This window comes from Arcanobacterium phocae, assembly GCF_018913465.1.
Lineage (GTDB): Bacteria > Actinomycetota > Actinomycetes > Actinomycetales > Actinomycetaceae > Arcanobacterium > Arcanobacterium phocae_A.
Genome location: NZ_JABAPM010000002.1, coordinates 93,624 through 107,136, shown reverse-complemented (window position 1 = coordinate 107,136; position 13,513 = coordinate 93,624). Strand labels below are relative to the sequence as shown.

Sequence of the window (13,513 nt, the reverse complement as noted above, 5' to 3'; positions counted from 1 at the left end):
TTCTTACTTTTGGGGGTTAATGAGGTTGTCCGCATGGCGAACCGCAGCGTCGTCGTTAGCTTGTTGCTCATAAAATGAGCCACCGGTAACGTCGTCAACTATTGCCTGACCGGTACCGTCAAGCTTGATCGGACCGCGTGCTGCTACTCGAGCGGCATGTGTTGGTGCATCTGGTACGCCTGGCTTGCGCATTGCGTCGAATTCTTTGCGCAGCACTGGGACAATTTCACCGAGATAGTCGATCTGCTCATGGACCTTTGCTAATGGTAAACCAGCGTGATCAATGAGGAAGAGTTGACGTTGATAATCGCCAACATGTTCTCGGAAGCCCAGCGTGCGATCGATGACTTCTTGTGGCGAGCCAACGGTGAGCGGGGTCTGCGATGTGAATTCTTCCATCGTCGGGCCGTGGCCGTACACCGGAGCATTGTCAAAGTATGGACGGAATTCCCGCTTAGCAGTTTGGGAATCTTTCGCCATATAGAACTGTCCGCCCAAGCCGACGATTGCTTGCTCTGCGGTACCGTGCCCGTAGTGTGCATAGCGCTGACGATATAGCGCGATCATGCGCTTGGTGTGGCTCATTGGCCAGAAGATATTGTTATGGAAGAAGCCATCGCCATAATATGCTGCGAGTTCGGCGATTTCGGGGGAACGAATGGAGCCATGCCAGACGAACGGAGCAACATTGTCTAGAGGGCGCGGGGTAGAGGTGAATCCGCGTAGCGGAGTGCGGAATTTTCCTTCCCAGTTCACTTCGTAGTTGTCCCATAGCTGGCGCAGAAGACCGTAGTTCTCCACGGCGAGTGGAATACCTTGCCGGATATCTTGGCCGAACCAGGGATAGACCGGACCTGTGTTACCACGGCCCATCATCAGATCAACACGGCCATCGGCAAGGTGCTGCAACATTGCGTAATCTTCAGCGATTTTGACCGGATCGTTAGTGGTGATCAAGGTTGTCGACGTCGATAACGTAATTTTCTTCGTTGAAGCAGCAATATAGCCGAGAATAGTTGTTGGAGAAGAAGAGAAGAACGGCGGATTATGGTGTTCGCCGATGGCATAAACGTCCAGGCCAGCGTCTTCGACGTGCTGGGCAATTTCTACTGCTGCTTTAATTCGCTCGTCTTCGGATGGAGTGTTGCCGGTTGTAGGATCAGTTGTGATATCAGAAACGGAGAATACGCCGAATTGCATAGACATGACGATGAGACCTTTCGAAGGACGTACTAAACGAGTGGGGCGCCGTGATGGCGCCCCAACGTCGTCATTTTCGTATTTTTAAAACAGTAGCTCAGGCTTCTTTAACCAAAGCGAGCTCAAGCTCAAGCTTGATCTTGTCGGAAACCATGACGCCGCCAGCTTCGAGTGCGCCGTTCCAGGTGATGCCGAACTCTTTGCGGGAGATGTCTGTGGCGCCTTCGAAACCAACACGGAGCTTGCCCTCGTGGTCAATAATTGCGCCGCCGAATTCGAATGGAATGGTGATTGACTTTGTTGTGCCGCGGATGGTGAAATCACCAGTAATTTCAACGGTTTCTTCGTCAACTACTTTGATGTCGGTTGAACGGAAAGTAATAGTTGGGTAGGTGTCAGAACCGAAGAAGTCATCGGAGCGAAGGTGATTGTCGCGCATCGAGTTGGAGGTGTTGATTGAGTCTGACTTAATGGTGACTTCAATGACACCGTTTTCGGGTGCGGCAGCGTCACCCTCCGCAAATCCTTCGAACTCGTCGAAGTTGCCACGGACTTTGGTTACCATTGCGTGGCGTGCCACGAAGCCAAGGCGGGAGTGAACGGAATCGATGATGAACTTGCCGTTGAGGTCTTTAAGAGCGGTCATATGTTGTCCTTAATGAGAATCGAGTTTACTATTCGAAAGTTTTGTTTCGTACCAACAAGATATAATTTAATACATGACTATTGAAAAGTCAACTAATATAATTGAGATGAGCGGAAATCGTGCTATTTCGCCAAAGTTCCATCGCTCCGTGGCGCGATTTCGTCTTACTTTTGGGGCGAAGTGTAATTGAACTGAGTGAAATGTGGCTTAGGGACGTAGTGAGGTCAGGTAAACTCGGAAAACTCGATTCCGTATAATAGCAGAGTCAAGTTTACGTAAAAGACTTATGGTTGTATGGTTAGAGGTGACCGAGGCAACACTGATTTGGAGGTAAAGATGGCAAAGATCGTTGTACTTGGCGCTGGCGTTTCGGGGCACACTGCTGCGCTCCATCTAAAACGACTAGTCGGAAAGAAGCATTCTATCCACGTAGTTTCACCCAATTCGCTGTGGAATTGGATCCCATCAAATATTTGGGTCGGAACAGGGGAAATGCCAAAGAGTAAAGTTCTTTTCCCGCTCGCCAAGGTGTACAAGAAGCAGAAGATTGAGTTTACGCAGGCACGGGCAACCGAATTGCACCCTGATGGGAAAGGCGAAGATCCGCGTCCATTTGTTACCGTAGAGCACACATCTGACCAGCGTCGTGGGCAAACTGAAAACATTTACTACGACTTCGTTATTAACGCAACGGGTCCGAAGCTGAATTTCGGCGCTACTGAAGGTTTAGGGCCAGATGCTGGCAATACTGTTTCAGTATGCACTGCAGACCACGCAGATCATGCTTCTAAAGAGCTCGAGAAAGCCATTGCAAAAATGAAGGCGGGGCAGCGGCAAACACTCGTCATCGGAACTGGACACGGTACATGTACCTGTGAAGGAGCAGCTTTCGAATACACGTTCAACGTTGAACACACTGTCCGCCAAGCTGGTGTTCGAGATAAGGCAGACATCATTTACTTCACTAATGAAGCTGAACTAGGTGATTTCGGTATTGGTGGCATGACTTTCTTGGAGAACGGTTATAAGACTGACGCACGAATCCTTACTGAATCTCTGTATCGTGAGCGCGGGGTGCTACCGATTACCGGTGCACATCCGCACAAGATTGATGAAGATACCATTTATTATGAAACGCTTGATGGCGAGCGTCATGAACTTCATTATGATTTTGCGATGCTGTTGCCACCGTTCGGCGGTGCAGGTCTGAAAGCTTATGGGCGTAACGGCGAAGACAAGACATCAGAGATGTTCTTGCCAAATGGCTTTATGAAAGTCGATGCAGACTACACCAAGAAACCATACGAAGAGTGGAAAGCATCTGATTGGCCATCAACGTATCAAGTTCCTGGTTATGACAACATCTTCGCTGTTGGCATTGCGTTTGCGCCCCCGCATCAGCTCTCGAAGCCTCGTACGACGAAGAACGGCACACTAATCGCTCCAGCCCCACCGCGTACCGGAATGCCATCTGGGGCGATGGGTAAGGCAGTTGCAGTGACAATCGCCAACCGGTTGAAAGACCCGAAGGCCCCAGCACAACGCGCCTCTATGGCAGATATGGGTGCAGCCTGTGTTGCGTCAGCTGGAACCGGTCTCTTCAAGGGTTCTGCCGCCGCGATGACCCAGCGTCCAATTGTGCCAGACTTCGATCGTTACCCAACCGGGCGCGATTTGAAACATACCAAGGGCGAAATTGGTTTGCACGGGCATTGGGTAAAACTCATGCTCCACTATCTGTTCATTTATAAAGCAAAGGCCAAGTTTGGCTGGTCATTTATCCCGGAGTAACCACTATGAATAACACACCAGAAAAAAGCGTCTCAGCTCAACCAATCCTTGACGTTTCCAAAGCGCCCATGCCAGATCGGAAGGTTCTCAGTTTTCGACAGAGCGTGTTGCGCCAGATCCCACGCTTCATCGCATTCAACGCAAGAATTATGGGAATGGTGATTAAGGGCCACAATCCGCAACATTAAAAGAACCTATAGGGGGAACTGCCTACCTGGTAGTTCCCCCATTTTTTCTTAACCAGTTTTTACGATAATGTGGAGTTATGTCGATCACTGTTGCAGATGTTATGGCCACGATGGAGTGTGCTTTCCCCGCTCGGCTAGCTGAAGATTGGGATCGTGTTGGATTAGTTGTTGGAGACCCTCAGGAACCCGTGTCTCGCATTGGATTTGCAGTAGATCCATGCCAAGCAACAGTAGACGAAGCTATTGAGCGTGGCGCAGATATGCTTATCACTCACCATCCACTTTATCTGCGTGGCACATCGACCGTAGCGACGTCGACGGCGAAGGGATCGTGGGTACATAAGCTTATTAAAAGCAACTGTGCGTTATTTGCTGCCCACACTAATGCAGATGCAGCTGCTACCGGTTCGGCCGTAGCTTTTGGCTCACTGCTAAATTTGGAAAATATGCGCCCGCTCCAGCCCTACGATAACCAGCCAGAATTGGGTATTGGCCGAGTAGGCGAATTGCCGATGACGATGTCAGTTCGCGAGCTTGCCGAACGAATTAAAGCCCTAATTCCAGAGACTGCGCCAGGCATCCTCGTTGGCGGAGACCCGGAAAAAATTGTCCGTACGGTTGCGGTCTCCCCAGGATCGGGAGATTCATTTTTGACGACGGCAAACCAAGCCAAAGCTGATGTTTATATTTGTGCGGATCTTCGCCATCATCCGGCATCTGATCATTTATGGGCTGGCGGATGTTCACTTATTGGATTGACACATTTTGCTTCCGAATGGCCGGTACTGCCGGCAATGGTCCAGGCAATATCTGGTATTGATGGCATTGAGACATATATTTCTACTCTCGTGACCGATCCATGGTCACTTCGTCTATAACTAGTTACCGATAGGATCTCATCATGTACTACGCGCCTCGAGCAGACCAATTATCACTCCTTGACGTAGTGACCCTCGATTCTCAGCTCACGCGGCTTCGCCGTGAGGATAGCCAGCACCCGTTGCGATCTGAGATCAGCGAATTGATGAACATGATCGCAGCAGTGGGGCGAGAGATCCTCGATGTTGAGCGCAATACAACTCAAATCCAGCAAGCACTCGAAGAAGCCAGTGCGCGTAGTGAGGAACTGCGTATCGTCGTCGTCGATAAGGAATCCCGTCTCAACGCCGGCATTGGTATGGATTCACGTCAGCTTCTGACGTTACAAAGCGAAATCGATACTAATAAACAGCAACTAGCACAACGCGAAGAGACTGAATTCGGCTATCTCGAACAGCTAGAAGACGCCGAAAATACGCGTGCTGATGCACTCGGCCGTCGAGAATTTCTAAATAAAACGCTGGTGGAAAAACGATCTCAGCTCGAAGAAGAAGTCGCTCTTATTCAACGCGACATAACCGATCTTGAACTACGCCGTGACTCGATCTACCGGCCACTGGCAAAAGAACTTAAGCAAGCCTATGAGCGTGCACAGCACAGTGGTGGTCTAACTGTTATCGCGTTGCGCCCAGACGGAACAACGAGCGGGGGAGTAGCACTGTCACCTATCGAAATAGCTCAGATTCGCCAGGCAGAACCAGACCAGTTCCATATCTCCGAAGATTACGATTGCATCATAATCAGAGATCGAGATTTTCCACTAGAGTAAGGGCCCGAGTCTTGCCCGGCGGGTCTAGCTCAACACCGGTGATGAGCCCACGGTCGATCAGAATATGAGCGAAATCGGCCAATTCTTCGGCGTCTTTCGGCATTTCTTCATTACGAATGAGCTCGCCAGCGAGCAGACCACGGTAGTGCTTAGCATTATGTGAGACTACGACACGTTTTCCGTTTTTGATTCGAACTGCATTGACGACGACGTGGTCGGCCTGCGTGGGTGGATCCCACACTCGGTACGCGCCAGACCGTGCATCAATAACTAAATCTTGCTCGCCAAAATCTGCATCCGCTAACGCCTTTTTCCATAGCGTTTTCGTATTTCCTGACTGCGGCAACGAGATGCCCATGGCTAGCCGATAAGCTGGAATCATGTCAGCAGGTCGATTAACGCCGAATAGCCCCGAAAAAATAAGGACATGCTGATTAGCTCGGTTCAAGTCTGCCGTATGGGCATGAGACATATCCATCGCGTTAAAGAGCACCCCAGAATAGACCTCGTATGCTGGTGCACAAGGTACGTTCCGCAAGTCAGCTTGGCGGGCTACGTCGTCGGCTACTCGTACGCCAACTTTCAAAATATCGAGAGCGTCTTCGCGTTGTGACACGGCTATCAGTTCATCAACAAGTACCGACCGGGTAGCGTTAAACTTCGGAAAGCTCAGTGAATCTAGCTCAAGTGAGGGTCCGGCTGCTGGTGATGATTTGCCTTCAGAAGGCGGTAAAAGAATAAGCACGTACCCAGTTTATGCAAAGCTGAGGTAAGATGCAGATGCGAATAAGTTGGCTAGGCGGCCGCGTGAGCGTCAAGCTCCCGAGGAACGTCCGGGCTCTACAGGGAACGGTGGTGGATAACATCCACTCGGGGTGACCCGCAGGCTAGTGCCACAGAAAGTAAACCGCCGCGGTAACGCGGTAAGGGTGAAAGGGCGAGGTAAGAGCTCACCGCGCAGCGAGTGATCGTTGCGGCATGGTAAACCCCACCGAGAGCAAGACCGAGCAGCGTGCGTTAAGGCGTCCCGTTGAGCACGCGGGTAGGTTGCTTGAGCTTATTGGTAACGATAAGCCTAGATGGATGGTCGCCACGCTTGTTTTTCAAGCGGACAAAACCCGGCGTATCGGCCAACTCATTCGCCTTTTATGAAGAAACGTGGGATAGCGAGCTGATGCTCGCTATCCCACGCGTCTAACTAGTTTTTCTTTAGTCTTGCGCTTCTTGCGATGCTACGAGCGCAGCTCCCGCAATCCCCGCAGTATTAAACAACCGAGCTGGTTCAAGATCAGCACGAGTAGACAGGAATCCGGAGAACTCTGCAAAACGCGTTGAAATTCCACCACCTAAGATGAGTGTATCGGGGGAGAAGAGCATCTCGACCATATCAAGTACATCTTGCAACCTAGTGGCCCATTGCTCAAGCGACAGATTTTCCTTTGTACGAATGGACGAGGCTGCCCACTTTTCGGCTTCGAGGCCATTAGGTAACAGCAAATGCCCCATCTCAGTATTCGGCACAAGTACACCATCGCGCACCAGCGCTGAACCAATACCAGTTCCTAACGTCAACACAATAGTTGTGCCGTCTTGGCTGTGCGCTGCGCCGAATTCGGCTTCCGCAAGACCGGCAGCATCGGCGTCGTTCAGAACAACAACTGGGCGGCCAACATGTGTAGTCATCAGGTCTGAAACGTTCATGCCAACGAAATCTTGGTTAAGATTGGCAATCATCGGGCAGACGCCATTGATAACTGGAGCGGGAAATGTGACCCCAACCGGAGTGTCTACCGAGGTATCAAAATGCTCCACTACCTGGCGTACGATATCTGCGATTACCTCGGGTGCAGCGTTTTCTGGAGTTGGTATCCGGAACTCGTCTCCGATAAGTTCCCCGGTTTCGAGATTGACAACTGAACCTTTAATTCCAGAGCCGCCGATATCGACCCCGATAGCAACGTTTGCTAGCTTTTGATCCATGGTTTCTCCTTTGAAAACATTAATGAATTATACGGTTGGCATTGCTGGTGAGGTCTGCCCTTGGGTGGGGAGCGTCAAAATCTCAGCACCAGTTTCCGTGACAACGATTGTATGCTCCCATTGTGCGGTCCGCTTACGATCCGCAGTTACTACTGTCCAGCCGTCATCCCACTGATCCCACTTTTGAGTTCCGAGAGTAAGCATAGGCTCTACTGTAAAAACCATGCCAACTTTTATTTCGTCGTCAAAATTTGGTGCGGAATCGTAATGCGGAATAATCAGACCCGAGTGGAAAGCTTCGCCGACGCCGTGGCCAGTGAAATCTTCAACGTCACCGTATCCAAAGCGTTTCGCATAAGATTCGATGACACGTCCAATCACATTAACGCGGCGGCCGGGTTTAACGGCTTTAATACCTCGCATCATGGCGTTGTAGGTGCGCTCGCACAAGTCACGTGATTCTTGGTCTACTTCGCCGGCGTAAAACATCGCATTTGTATCACCGTGAACGCCGTTCTTGTAGGCAGTGACATCTAGATTGATGATATCGCCTTCGCGTAGCTCGGTTGAGTCGGGGATACCGTGGCAAATGACTTCATTAATGGAGGTACAAATTGATTTAGAAAAACCCATATAGCCTAGACAAGATGGATATGCTCCCATGTCACACATGTATTCGTGCGCAATACGATCAAGCTCATCAGTTGTCACTCCAGGGCGAACTGCTGCGCCAGCCAAGTAGAGGGCGTCAGCTGCAATTTGCGAAGAAATACGAATTTTTTCAATAGTTTCGGCATCCTTGACATCAGATGCGGTGACGACTTCGGGGCCATCATGGAACATGTATTCCGGGCGTTCGATTGATTCAGGAACGTGCCGTTGTGGGGAGAGAGTACCTGGGGTGAGGAAATGTTGATCGTGCATATCTCGTATTCTAATCTTTATTTGCTGTTGATGAGGTTTAACAATGAGCTATTCGGCCTAGTGATTGAACCGGTGGTCATCATCTGGGAAAGAGCGCGAGCGAACAGCCACATTGTAGGCTTCAGCCGCATTTTTGAGAGCAGCACCAACTTTGCCAAACACTTTCACAAACGATGGTTGCCAGTCAGTCATGCCAGCCATGTCAGTCCAGACTAAAACCTGTCCATCAGTGTTTTCCCCAGCACCAATTCCAATTGTAGGGATCGTTAGTTCGCGAGTGATTTCAGTGGCAATGGGCGCCGGGACCAATTCGAGAACGACGGCGATCGCGCCGGCTTCTTCAACAGCTCGCGCATCACGCCGTATCTGTTCTGCTGCATCACCACGGCCTTGTACTCGCGGTCCGCCGAGAGCGTTTTCAGATTGCGGCGTGTATCCAACATGAGCTACCACGTTGATGCCAGCATTAACAATTGCACGGATAGTGGAGGCCATCCGTACGCCACCTTCAAGTTTGACCGCAGACGCGCCTGCACGAATTAACTTGACCGAATTGGCGATGGCATCTGCCGGAGAAGTTTCGTATGCACCAAACGGAAGATCGGCAACTACGAACGCACGTTTTGCATTCCGAGCAACCGCTCCGGTAGCTAAGACCATGTCATCGATGGTCACCTGGGTTGTTGAATCGTATCCGAGCATCACGTTCGCGTAGGAATCGCCAACGAGCAACATGTCAGTGCCAGCTTCGTCAAAGATCCGAGTAGTTATCGCATCATAGGATGTGAGCATTGTTATTGGCGTACCTTCAGCCTTCATCTGAGCGAGATGATGAGCACGCACACGCTTAATCGCCATAAGTAGAACCTTTCCTTTTAATAGGTACTATTCTAGTCCATTACGGTTAAGTTCTATAGCTTGTTGGGTCTATGCAATGGCACAATATAGAAAGATGTATGTAACGCGGGAGGCACCGATGGATCAGCAACAAGAGCATGTCATTTCCATAATTGAAGATAATCATATTAAGTTTATCCGCTTGTGGTTTACTGACGTCTCAGGAACATTGAAATCGGTTGCGATTCCGCCTGCCGAAGTTGAGGGTGCTTTCACTCAAGGGATTGGATTCGATGGGTCAGCAGTCGAAGGGCTGTCACGTATCCATGAGGCAGATATGGTGATAAAACCAGATGCCTCAACATTCCACATTTTGCCGTGGGACGAATCAGGTGAGAAATGTGCCCGCATGTTTTGCGATATCCATACTCCAGATGATCAGCCAGCTCGCTCTGACCCGCGTGGAGTTCTACGGCGAGCAATCGACCGGGCAGCAAAACTAGGTTTCACCTTTCATGTTCACCCAGAAGTAGAATTCTATTTGTTCCAACACGAACAAGACCAGAATGGGGAACCAGTACCTATCGACCACGGATCGTATTTTGACCATGTCTCGCGCCCATTGGCACAAAGTTTCCGTGCCCAGGCCATTCATGAACTTGAACAGCTTGGAATCCCGGTAGAGTTTTCGCACCATGAAGCCGGCCCGGGACAAAACGAAATTGATTTGCGGGTAGCTGACTCCCTAACAATGGCGGATAATCTGATGAGTCTGCGCGCCGTCGTCGAACACGTCGCAATAACACAAGGTGTCGAAGCATCTTTTATGCCGAAACCACTTATTCATCATCCTGGCAATGGCTTACATATTCATATGTCACTTTTTGAAGGCAATACGAATGCTTTCTACGATCCACTGCGTGACTATCACTTATCAGAAACAGGGACAAAATTTGTTGCTGGAATCCTCCGTCACTCCCGGGAAATCTCAGCAATCACTAACCAACATGTCAATTCCTATAAGCGGTTATGGGCAGGGGACGAGGCACCGGCATATATTGCCTGGGGAAAAACTAATCGCAGTGCACTCGTGCGCGTTCCAACATTTTCCGCCAAAGAAGGCCATAGTGCACGTATCGAATATCGGGCGTTAGACTCCGCAGCAAACCCGTATTTGGCGTTCGCTGTCATCCTCAATGCTGGACTATCGGGCATCGAAAACGATTACGAGGTGCCTGAGTCTGTCGATACAAATATCAACGCCTTGTCCGATCAAGAACGTCATATCATGGGCATAGGTGAATTGCCGTCGTCGTTACACTCAGCGATAACACTCGCTCGAGAATCAGAACTTGTTGCGACCACGCTTGGCGAGGACGCTTTCGACTTCTTTTTACGAAATAAAGAACGCGAATGGCATGAATATCGGCAACAAATTACCGATTTTGAACGCAGGCTCTATTACTAATGCCCGACTTGAGTCCAGAATTCTTTCAGTACGCAGCAGATTCGGGGTTAGCCGAGGCTAGCCTCTTGCGGCTGATTGAATCACTAACACCGGCTAACCAAGCACTGTGGTCACAAATCTTAGCTGATCCAGTCTCGTGCCACCGTCTCGGTGCGATTATGGGATTTTCCAGCGCGCTCGCGGATTTACTCATCGTACATCCGCATCTGCTTGACGCACTTCACGAGCAACCTGACGCTCCGTTGTCGGTATCATATAGTCCGACAGAGAAAAATCAGATTGAGGAACTGAGATTAGCCTATTACCGTCGGCTCATAACGATTGCCGCGTATGATCTGACCGCTGACGATCCAGTGGCTTTTGTTTCTACCGCCAGTGAACTGATAACACAACTAGTAGACCAGACGCTCCAAGCTGCCCTTAACCTCGCTAATCGGTTCGTTCCTAGTGCCAATCTTATTGATTTTTCCATCATCACAATGGGCAAAACAGGTGCCCGTGAGCTTAACTATGTTTCTGATGTTGATGTTATCTACATTGCCGAACCGGCTCAGCCAGAAGTGTCTGACGCTGAAGTAATCCGGATCGGAACGGCAATCGCATCCTGGCTTACCCACGCCATTAGTAGTCCTGGACCAATCCCGGCTCTTTGGGAACTCGACACAAACTTACGGCCAGAAGGGAAAAATGGACCGCTAGTGCGAACTGTGGAGTCTCATAAAGCCTACTATGAACGATGGGCTCAGCCTTGGGAATTCCAAGCTCTTCTTAAAGCGCGACCACTTGATCCTGATGATGAAGCATCGCGGCGATATATGGCTGTCGTAAACCCGTTGGTCTGGGAGGTAGCTAATAGAGGGGGCTTCGTAGATAGTGTGCGACATATGCGGCAACGTGTCGAAGCACATTTGCGTCGGGAAATTGCAGATCGACAGTTAAAGTTAGGACCGGGAGGCTTACGCGATATTGAATTTACGGTACAACTACTGCAACTAGTACATGGCCGTACCGATCCATCGCTACGAGTAGCGAAAACACTCGACGCTATCAGTGCCTTAGTTGAGGGCGGATATATAGGCCGAGAAACAGGTGGTAAACTCGACCATCACTATCGTTTCTTGCGGGTGCTAGAGCATCGAATCCAGCTCCAGCGTTTGCGACGAAGCCACGATATTCCACCGTTATCGCGGTTAGGCCGTGTTGCGGCTGCTATGGGCTATGATTCGGAAGAGCTTGAAAACCAATGGCAACGTATCCGCCATGAAGTGCGGCAACTGCACACCGCAATGTTCTATCATCCGTTGCTGCCATCGCTTGCGTCGCTTGACCCAGATAATGTTGTGCTCGAAGAACACGCAGCGCGAGAACGGTTATCTGCAATTGGATTTAAAGATCCGCATTCTGCCCTCCGGAATCTACGTGCGCTGACCCAAGGACTATCACGTACTGCTAGTATCCAACGGCATGTCTTGCCAGCTATGATCGGTTGGATGGCGGAAGCAACCGAACCAGATCACGGGCTGAATGCCTTCCGTGATGTATCTGAGAAACTCGGTTCGACATCATGGTATATGCGTTTGTTGAGAGATAGCGCACTCGTTGCTCCCCGCCTAGCGTACCTACTCGCTACCTCGCGTTATATAGCTCAGATGTTGCCCACATTGCCAGAAGCTATTGTTTGGCTTGACGACGATGGGCTGCTAAGCCCTCGCAGTCCCGCCGATTTAACCGACGAGCTACATGCGCTTCTCAAACGCCGAAACACTCCGCTCAGTAAAGCGATGGCCGGACGATACCTCCGCCGTCGGGAAATACTACGTATGGCTATCGGACAGACACTTGGCATAATAACTCCGCAGCAGGTTCGTGTCGCATTAAGTGACATCACTGATCTAGCGATTTCTGCAGCCTTAATTGCTGCACAACACGACACTGCCCATGACGCCCGTTATGCGATCATTGCGTTGGGACGCTTAGGCGGCCAAGAAATTGGATACGTTTCGGACGCAGACGTGATTTTTGTCTATGAGCCTGCGTCAGGGGCTACCGACGACGATGCGCTCGCGGAAGCTACAAGGGTTGCCGCTGAGACGTTAGCTTTGTTAAAGAACGCTGGCAGCGAGCCGGCGATTGTCACCGATATCCAGTTGAGACCAGAAGGAAAACAGGGCGCTATCGCCCGGTCTGTTGAATCGTATCGCGCTTATTACGAGCGCTGGGGTAGCGCTTGGGAACGTCAAGCCCTACTACGCGCACGATACTGTTGTGGCGACAAAGAAGTAGCCAGCGCTTGGTTTGCATCTATAAACAGTTTCCGTTACCCGGCAAATGGTGTAAGCCCACATGATATACGTGAGATTCAGATGTTGAAAATACGGATGGAGAAGGAACGAATTCCACGTGGAATTGACCCGAGCCGACATGTAAAACTCGGGCGTGGCGGACTAGCTGATGTCGAATGGACGGCGCAACTTATTCAGCTGATGAATGCCGGACGCTATCCCGAGCTACGATGCCCATCAACTATCAAAACAATCCGAGAAGCTTCTAGATGCGGGTTACTGCATCCTGATGATGCTCGTGTACTGATCGAAGCTTGGGATCGCGCGTCATTGATTCGTGATCTCAACGTATTAGCAACCGGGAAGACTGGACTAAATGTCGATGTCGTCCCAGACGATCCTGCTGTGTTGCAGCTTATAGCAGCAATTATTCGGCTACCTCAGCAACAAAGTCACGATTTTTCTGAGCAATACCTGCGCGCCTCTAGACGCGCACGAACTGTGACGAATAAGATATTTTATGACGAAAAATAGCAGACGATAATGGGA

Annotated in this window: 12 protein-coding genes and 1 other RNA gene; 7 read left to right on the top strand and 6 right to left on the bottom strand. The window is 50.3% G+C overall.

Features of this window, described 5'->3' with window-relative positions; all coding sequences use genetic code 11:
- Positions 1-3: 3 nt before the first annotated feature.
- Positions 4-1,206, bottom strand: coding sequence for an LLM class flavin-dependent oxidoreductase (locus KSO86_RS03050; protein WP_253280565.1), 1,203 nt, complete (start codon positions 1,204-1,206; stop codon positions 4-6).
- A 91-nt stretch (positions 1,207-1,297) separates the two neighbouring features.
- Complete coding sequence (locus tag KSO86_RS03045; RefSeq protein WP_216378994.1) at positions 1,298-1,846, bottom strand: YceI family protein; 549 nt, start codon at positions 1,844-1,846, stop codon at positions 1,298-1,300.
- Between the two features lie 336 nt (positions 1,847-2,182).
- Between KSO86_RS03045 and KSO86_RS03040 the strand changes: the two genes are divergently transcribed.
- From KSO86_RS03040 to KSO86_RS03025, 4 genes are all read left to right on the top strand, one after another.
- Complete coding sequence (locus tag KSO86_RS03040; RefSeq protein ID WP_216378995.1) at positions 2,183-3,637, top strand: NAD(P)/FAD-dependent oxidoreductase; 1,455 nt, start codon at positions 2,183-2,185, stop codon at positions 3,635-3,637.
- Between the two features lie 5 nt (positions 3,638-3,642).
- The gene (locus KSO86_RS03035; RefSeq protein ID WP_091281801.1) at positions 3,643-3,825 is read left to right on the top strand and encodes a hypothetical protein; all 183 of its coding nucleotides are present in this window, start codon (positions 3,643-3,645) and stop codon (positions 3,823-3,825) included.
- A 77-nt stretch (positions 3,826-3,902) separates the two neighbouring features.
- Positions 3,903-4,703, top strand: coding sequence for a Nif3-like dinuclear metal center hexameric protein (locus tag KSO86_RS03030; protein ID WP_216378996.1), 801 nt, complete (start codon positions 3,903-3,905; stop codon positions 4,701-4,703).
- A gap of 23 nt (positions 4,704-4,726) precedes the next feature.
- On the top strand, positions 4,727-5,473 hold the full coding sequence (locus KSO86_RS03025) for a zinc ribbon domain-containing protein (RefSeq protein WP_216378997.1): 747 nt from the start codon (positions 4,727-4,729) through the stop codon (positions 5,471-5,473).
- Here the strand turns inward: KSO86_RS03025 and KSO86_RS03020 are convergent.
- A complete protein-coding gene (locus tag KSO86_RS03020; protein WP_216378998.1) occupies positions 5,445-6,218 on the bottom strand; it encodes a YaaA family protein in 774 nt (257 codons plus the stop codon). The genes KSO86_RS03025 and KSO86_RS03020 overlap by 29 nt on opposite strands.
- A gap of 42 nt (positions 6,219-6,260) precedes the next feature.
- On the opposite strand from KSO86_RS03020, the gene rnpB reads away from it, so the two are divergent.
- Positions 6,261-6,615: RNase P RNA component class A (rnpB, locus tag KSO86_RS03015), an RNA gene on the top strand.
- A 67-nt stretch (positions 6,616-6,682) separates the two neighbouring features.
- On the opposite strand, the gene ppgK is transcribed toward rnpB, so the two are convergent.
- Genes ppgK through panB form a run of 3 tightly spaced genes read right to left on the bottom strand, consistent with a single transcriptional unit; the run spans position 6,683 to position 9,235 of the window.
- Positions 6,683-7,453 (bottom strand): polyphosphate--glucose phosphotransferase, encoded by a 771-nt coding sequence (gene ppgK, locus KSO86_RS03010; protein ID WP_216381764.1) that lies wholly within the window; start codon positions 7,451-7,453, stop codon positions 6,683-6,685.
- Positions 7,454-7,480: 27 nt separating this feature from the next.
- Complete coding sequence (map, locus tag KSO86_RS03005; RefSeq protein ID WP_216381762.1) at positions 7,481-8,377, bottom strand: type I methionyl aminopeptidase; 897 nt, start codon at positions 8,375-8,377, stop codon at positions 7,481-7,483.
- A gap of 57 nt (positions 8,378-8,434) precedes the next feature.
- The gene (panB, locus tag KSO86_RS03000; protein ID WP_216431813.1) at positions 8,435-9,235 is read right to left on the bottom strand and encodes a 3-methyl-2-oxobutanoate hydroxymethyltransferase; all 801 of its coding nucleotides are present in this window, start codon (positions 9,233-9,235) and stop codon (positions 8,435-8,437) included.
- A 118-nt stretch (positions 9,236-9,353) separates the two neighbouring features.
- Here panB and glnA point away from each other — a divergent pair, with 118 nt between their 5' ends.
- Positions 9,354-10,682 (top strand): type I glutamate--ammonia ligase, encoded by a 1,329-nt coding sequence (glnA, locus tag KSO86_RS02995; protein WP_216431811.1) that lies wholly within the window; start codon positions 9,354-9,356, stop codon positions 10,680-10,682.
- A complete protein-coding gene (locus KSO86_RS02990; RefSeq protein ID WP_216431809.1) occupies positions 10,682-13,498 on the top strand; it encodes a bifunctional [glutamine synthetase] adenylyltransferase/[glutamine synthetase]-adenylyl-L-tyrosine phosphorylase in 2,817 nt (938 codons plus the stop codon). Before glnA ends, KSO86_RS02990 begins: the two co-directional genes overlap by 1 nt.
- Positions 13,499-13,513: the final 15 nt, after the last annotated feature.

What these genes read in the sequence shown, in the direction of transcription:
- KSO86_RS03050 (WP_253280565.1), bottom strand. Translation starts at nt 1,206, where the DNA reads ATGTCTATGCAATTCGGCGTATTCTCCGTTTCTGATATCACAACTGAT.
- KSO86_RS02990 (WP_216431809.1), top strand. Translation starts at nt 10,682, where the DNA reads ATGCCCGACTTGAGTCCAGAATTCTTTCAGTACGCAGCAGATTCGGGG.
- ppgK (WP_216381764.1), bottom strand. Translation starts at nt 7,453, where the DNA reads ATGGATCAAAAGCTAGCAAACGTTGCTATCGGGGTCGATATCGGCGGC.
- KSO86_RS03035 (WP_091281801.1), top strand. Translation starts at nt 3,643, where the DNA reads ATGAATAACACACCAGAAAAAAGCGTCTCAGCTCAACCAATCCTTGAC.
- KSO86_RS03025 (WP_216378997.1), top strand. Translation starts at nt 4,727, where the DNA reads ATGTACTACGCGCCTCGAGCAGACCAATTATCACTCCTTGACGTAGTG.
- KSO86_RS03045 (WP_216378994.1), bottom strand. Translation starts at nt 1,846, where the DNA reads ATGACCGCTCTTAAAGACCTCAACGGCAAGTTCATCATCGATTCCGTT.
- KSO86_RS03030 (WP_216378996.1), top strand. Translation starts at nt 3,903, where the DNA reads ATGTCGATCACTGTTGCAGATGTTATGGCCACGATGGAGTGTGCTTTC.
- panB (WP_216431813.1), bottom strand. Translation starts at nt 9,235, where the DNA reads ATGGCGATTAAGCGTGTGCGTGCTCATCATCTCGCTCAGATGAAGGCT.
- map (WP_216381762.1), bottom strand. Translation starts at nt 8,377, where the DNA reads ATGCACGATCAACATTTCCTCACCCCAGGTACTCTCTCCCCACAACGG.
- KSO86_RS03040 (WP_216378995.1), top strand. Translation starts at nt 2,183, where the DNA reads ATGGCAAAGATCGTTGTACTTGGCGCTGGCGTTTCGGGGCACACTGCT.
- glnA (WP_216431811.1), top strand. Translation starts at nt 9,354, where the DNA reads ATGGATCAGCAACAAGAGCATGTCATTTCCATAATTGAAGATAATCAT.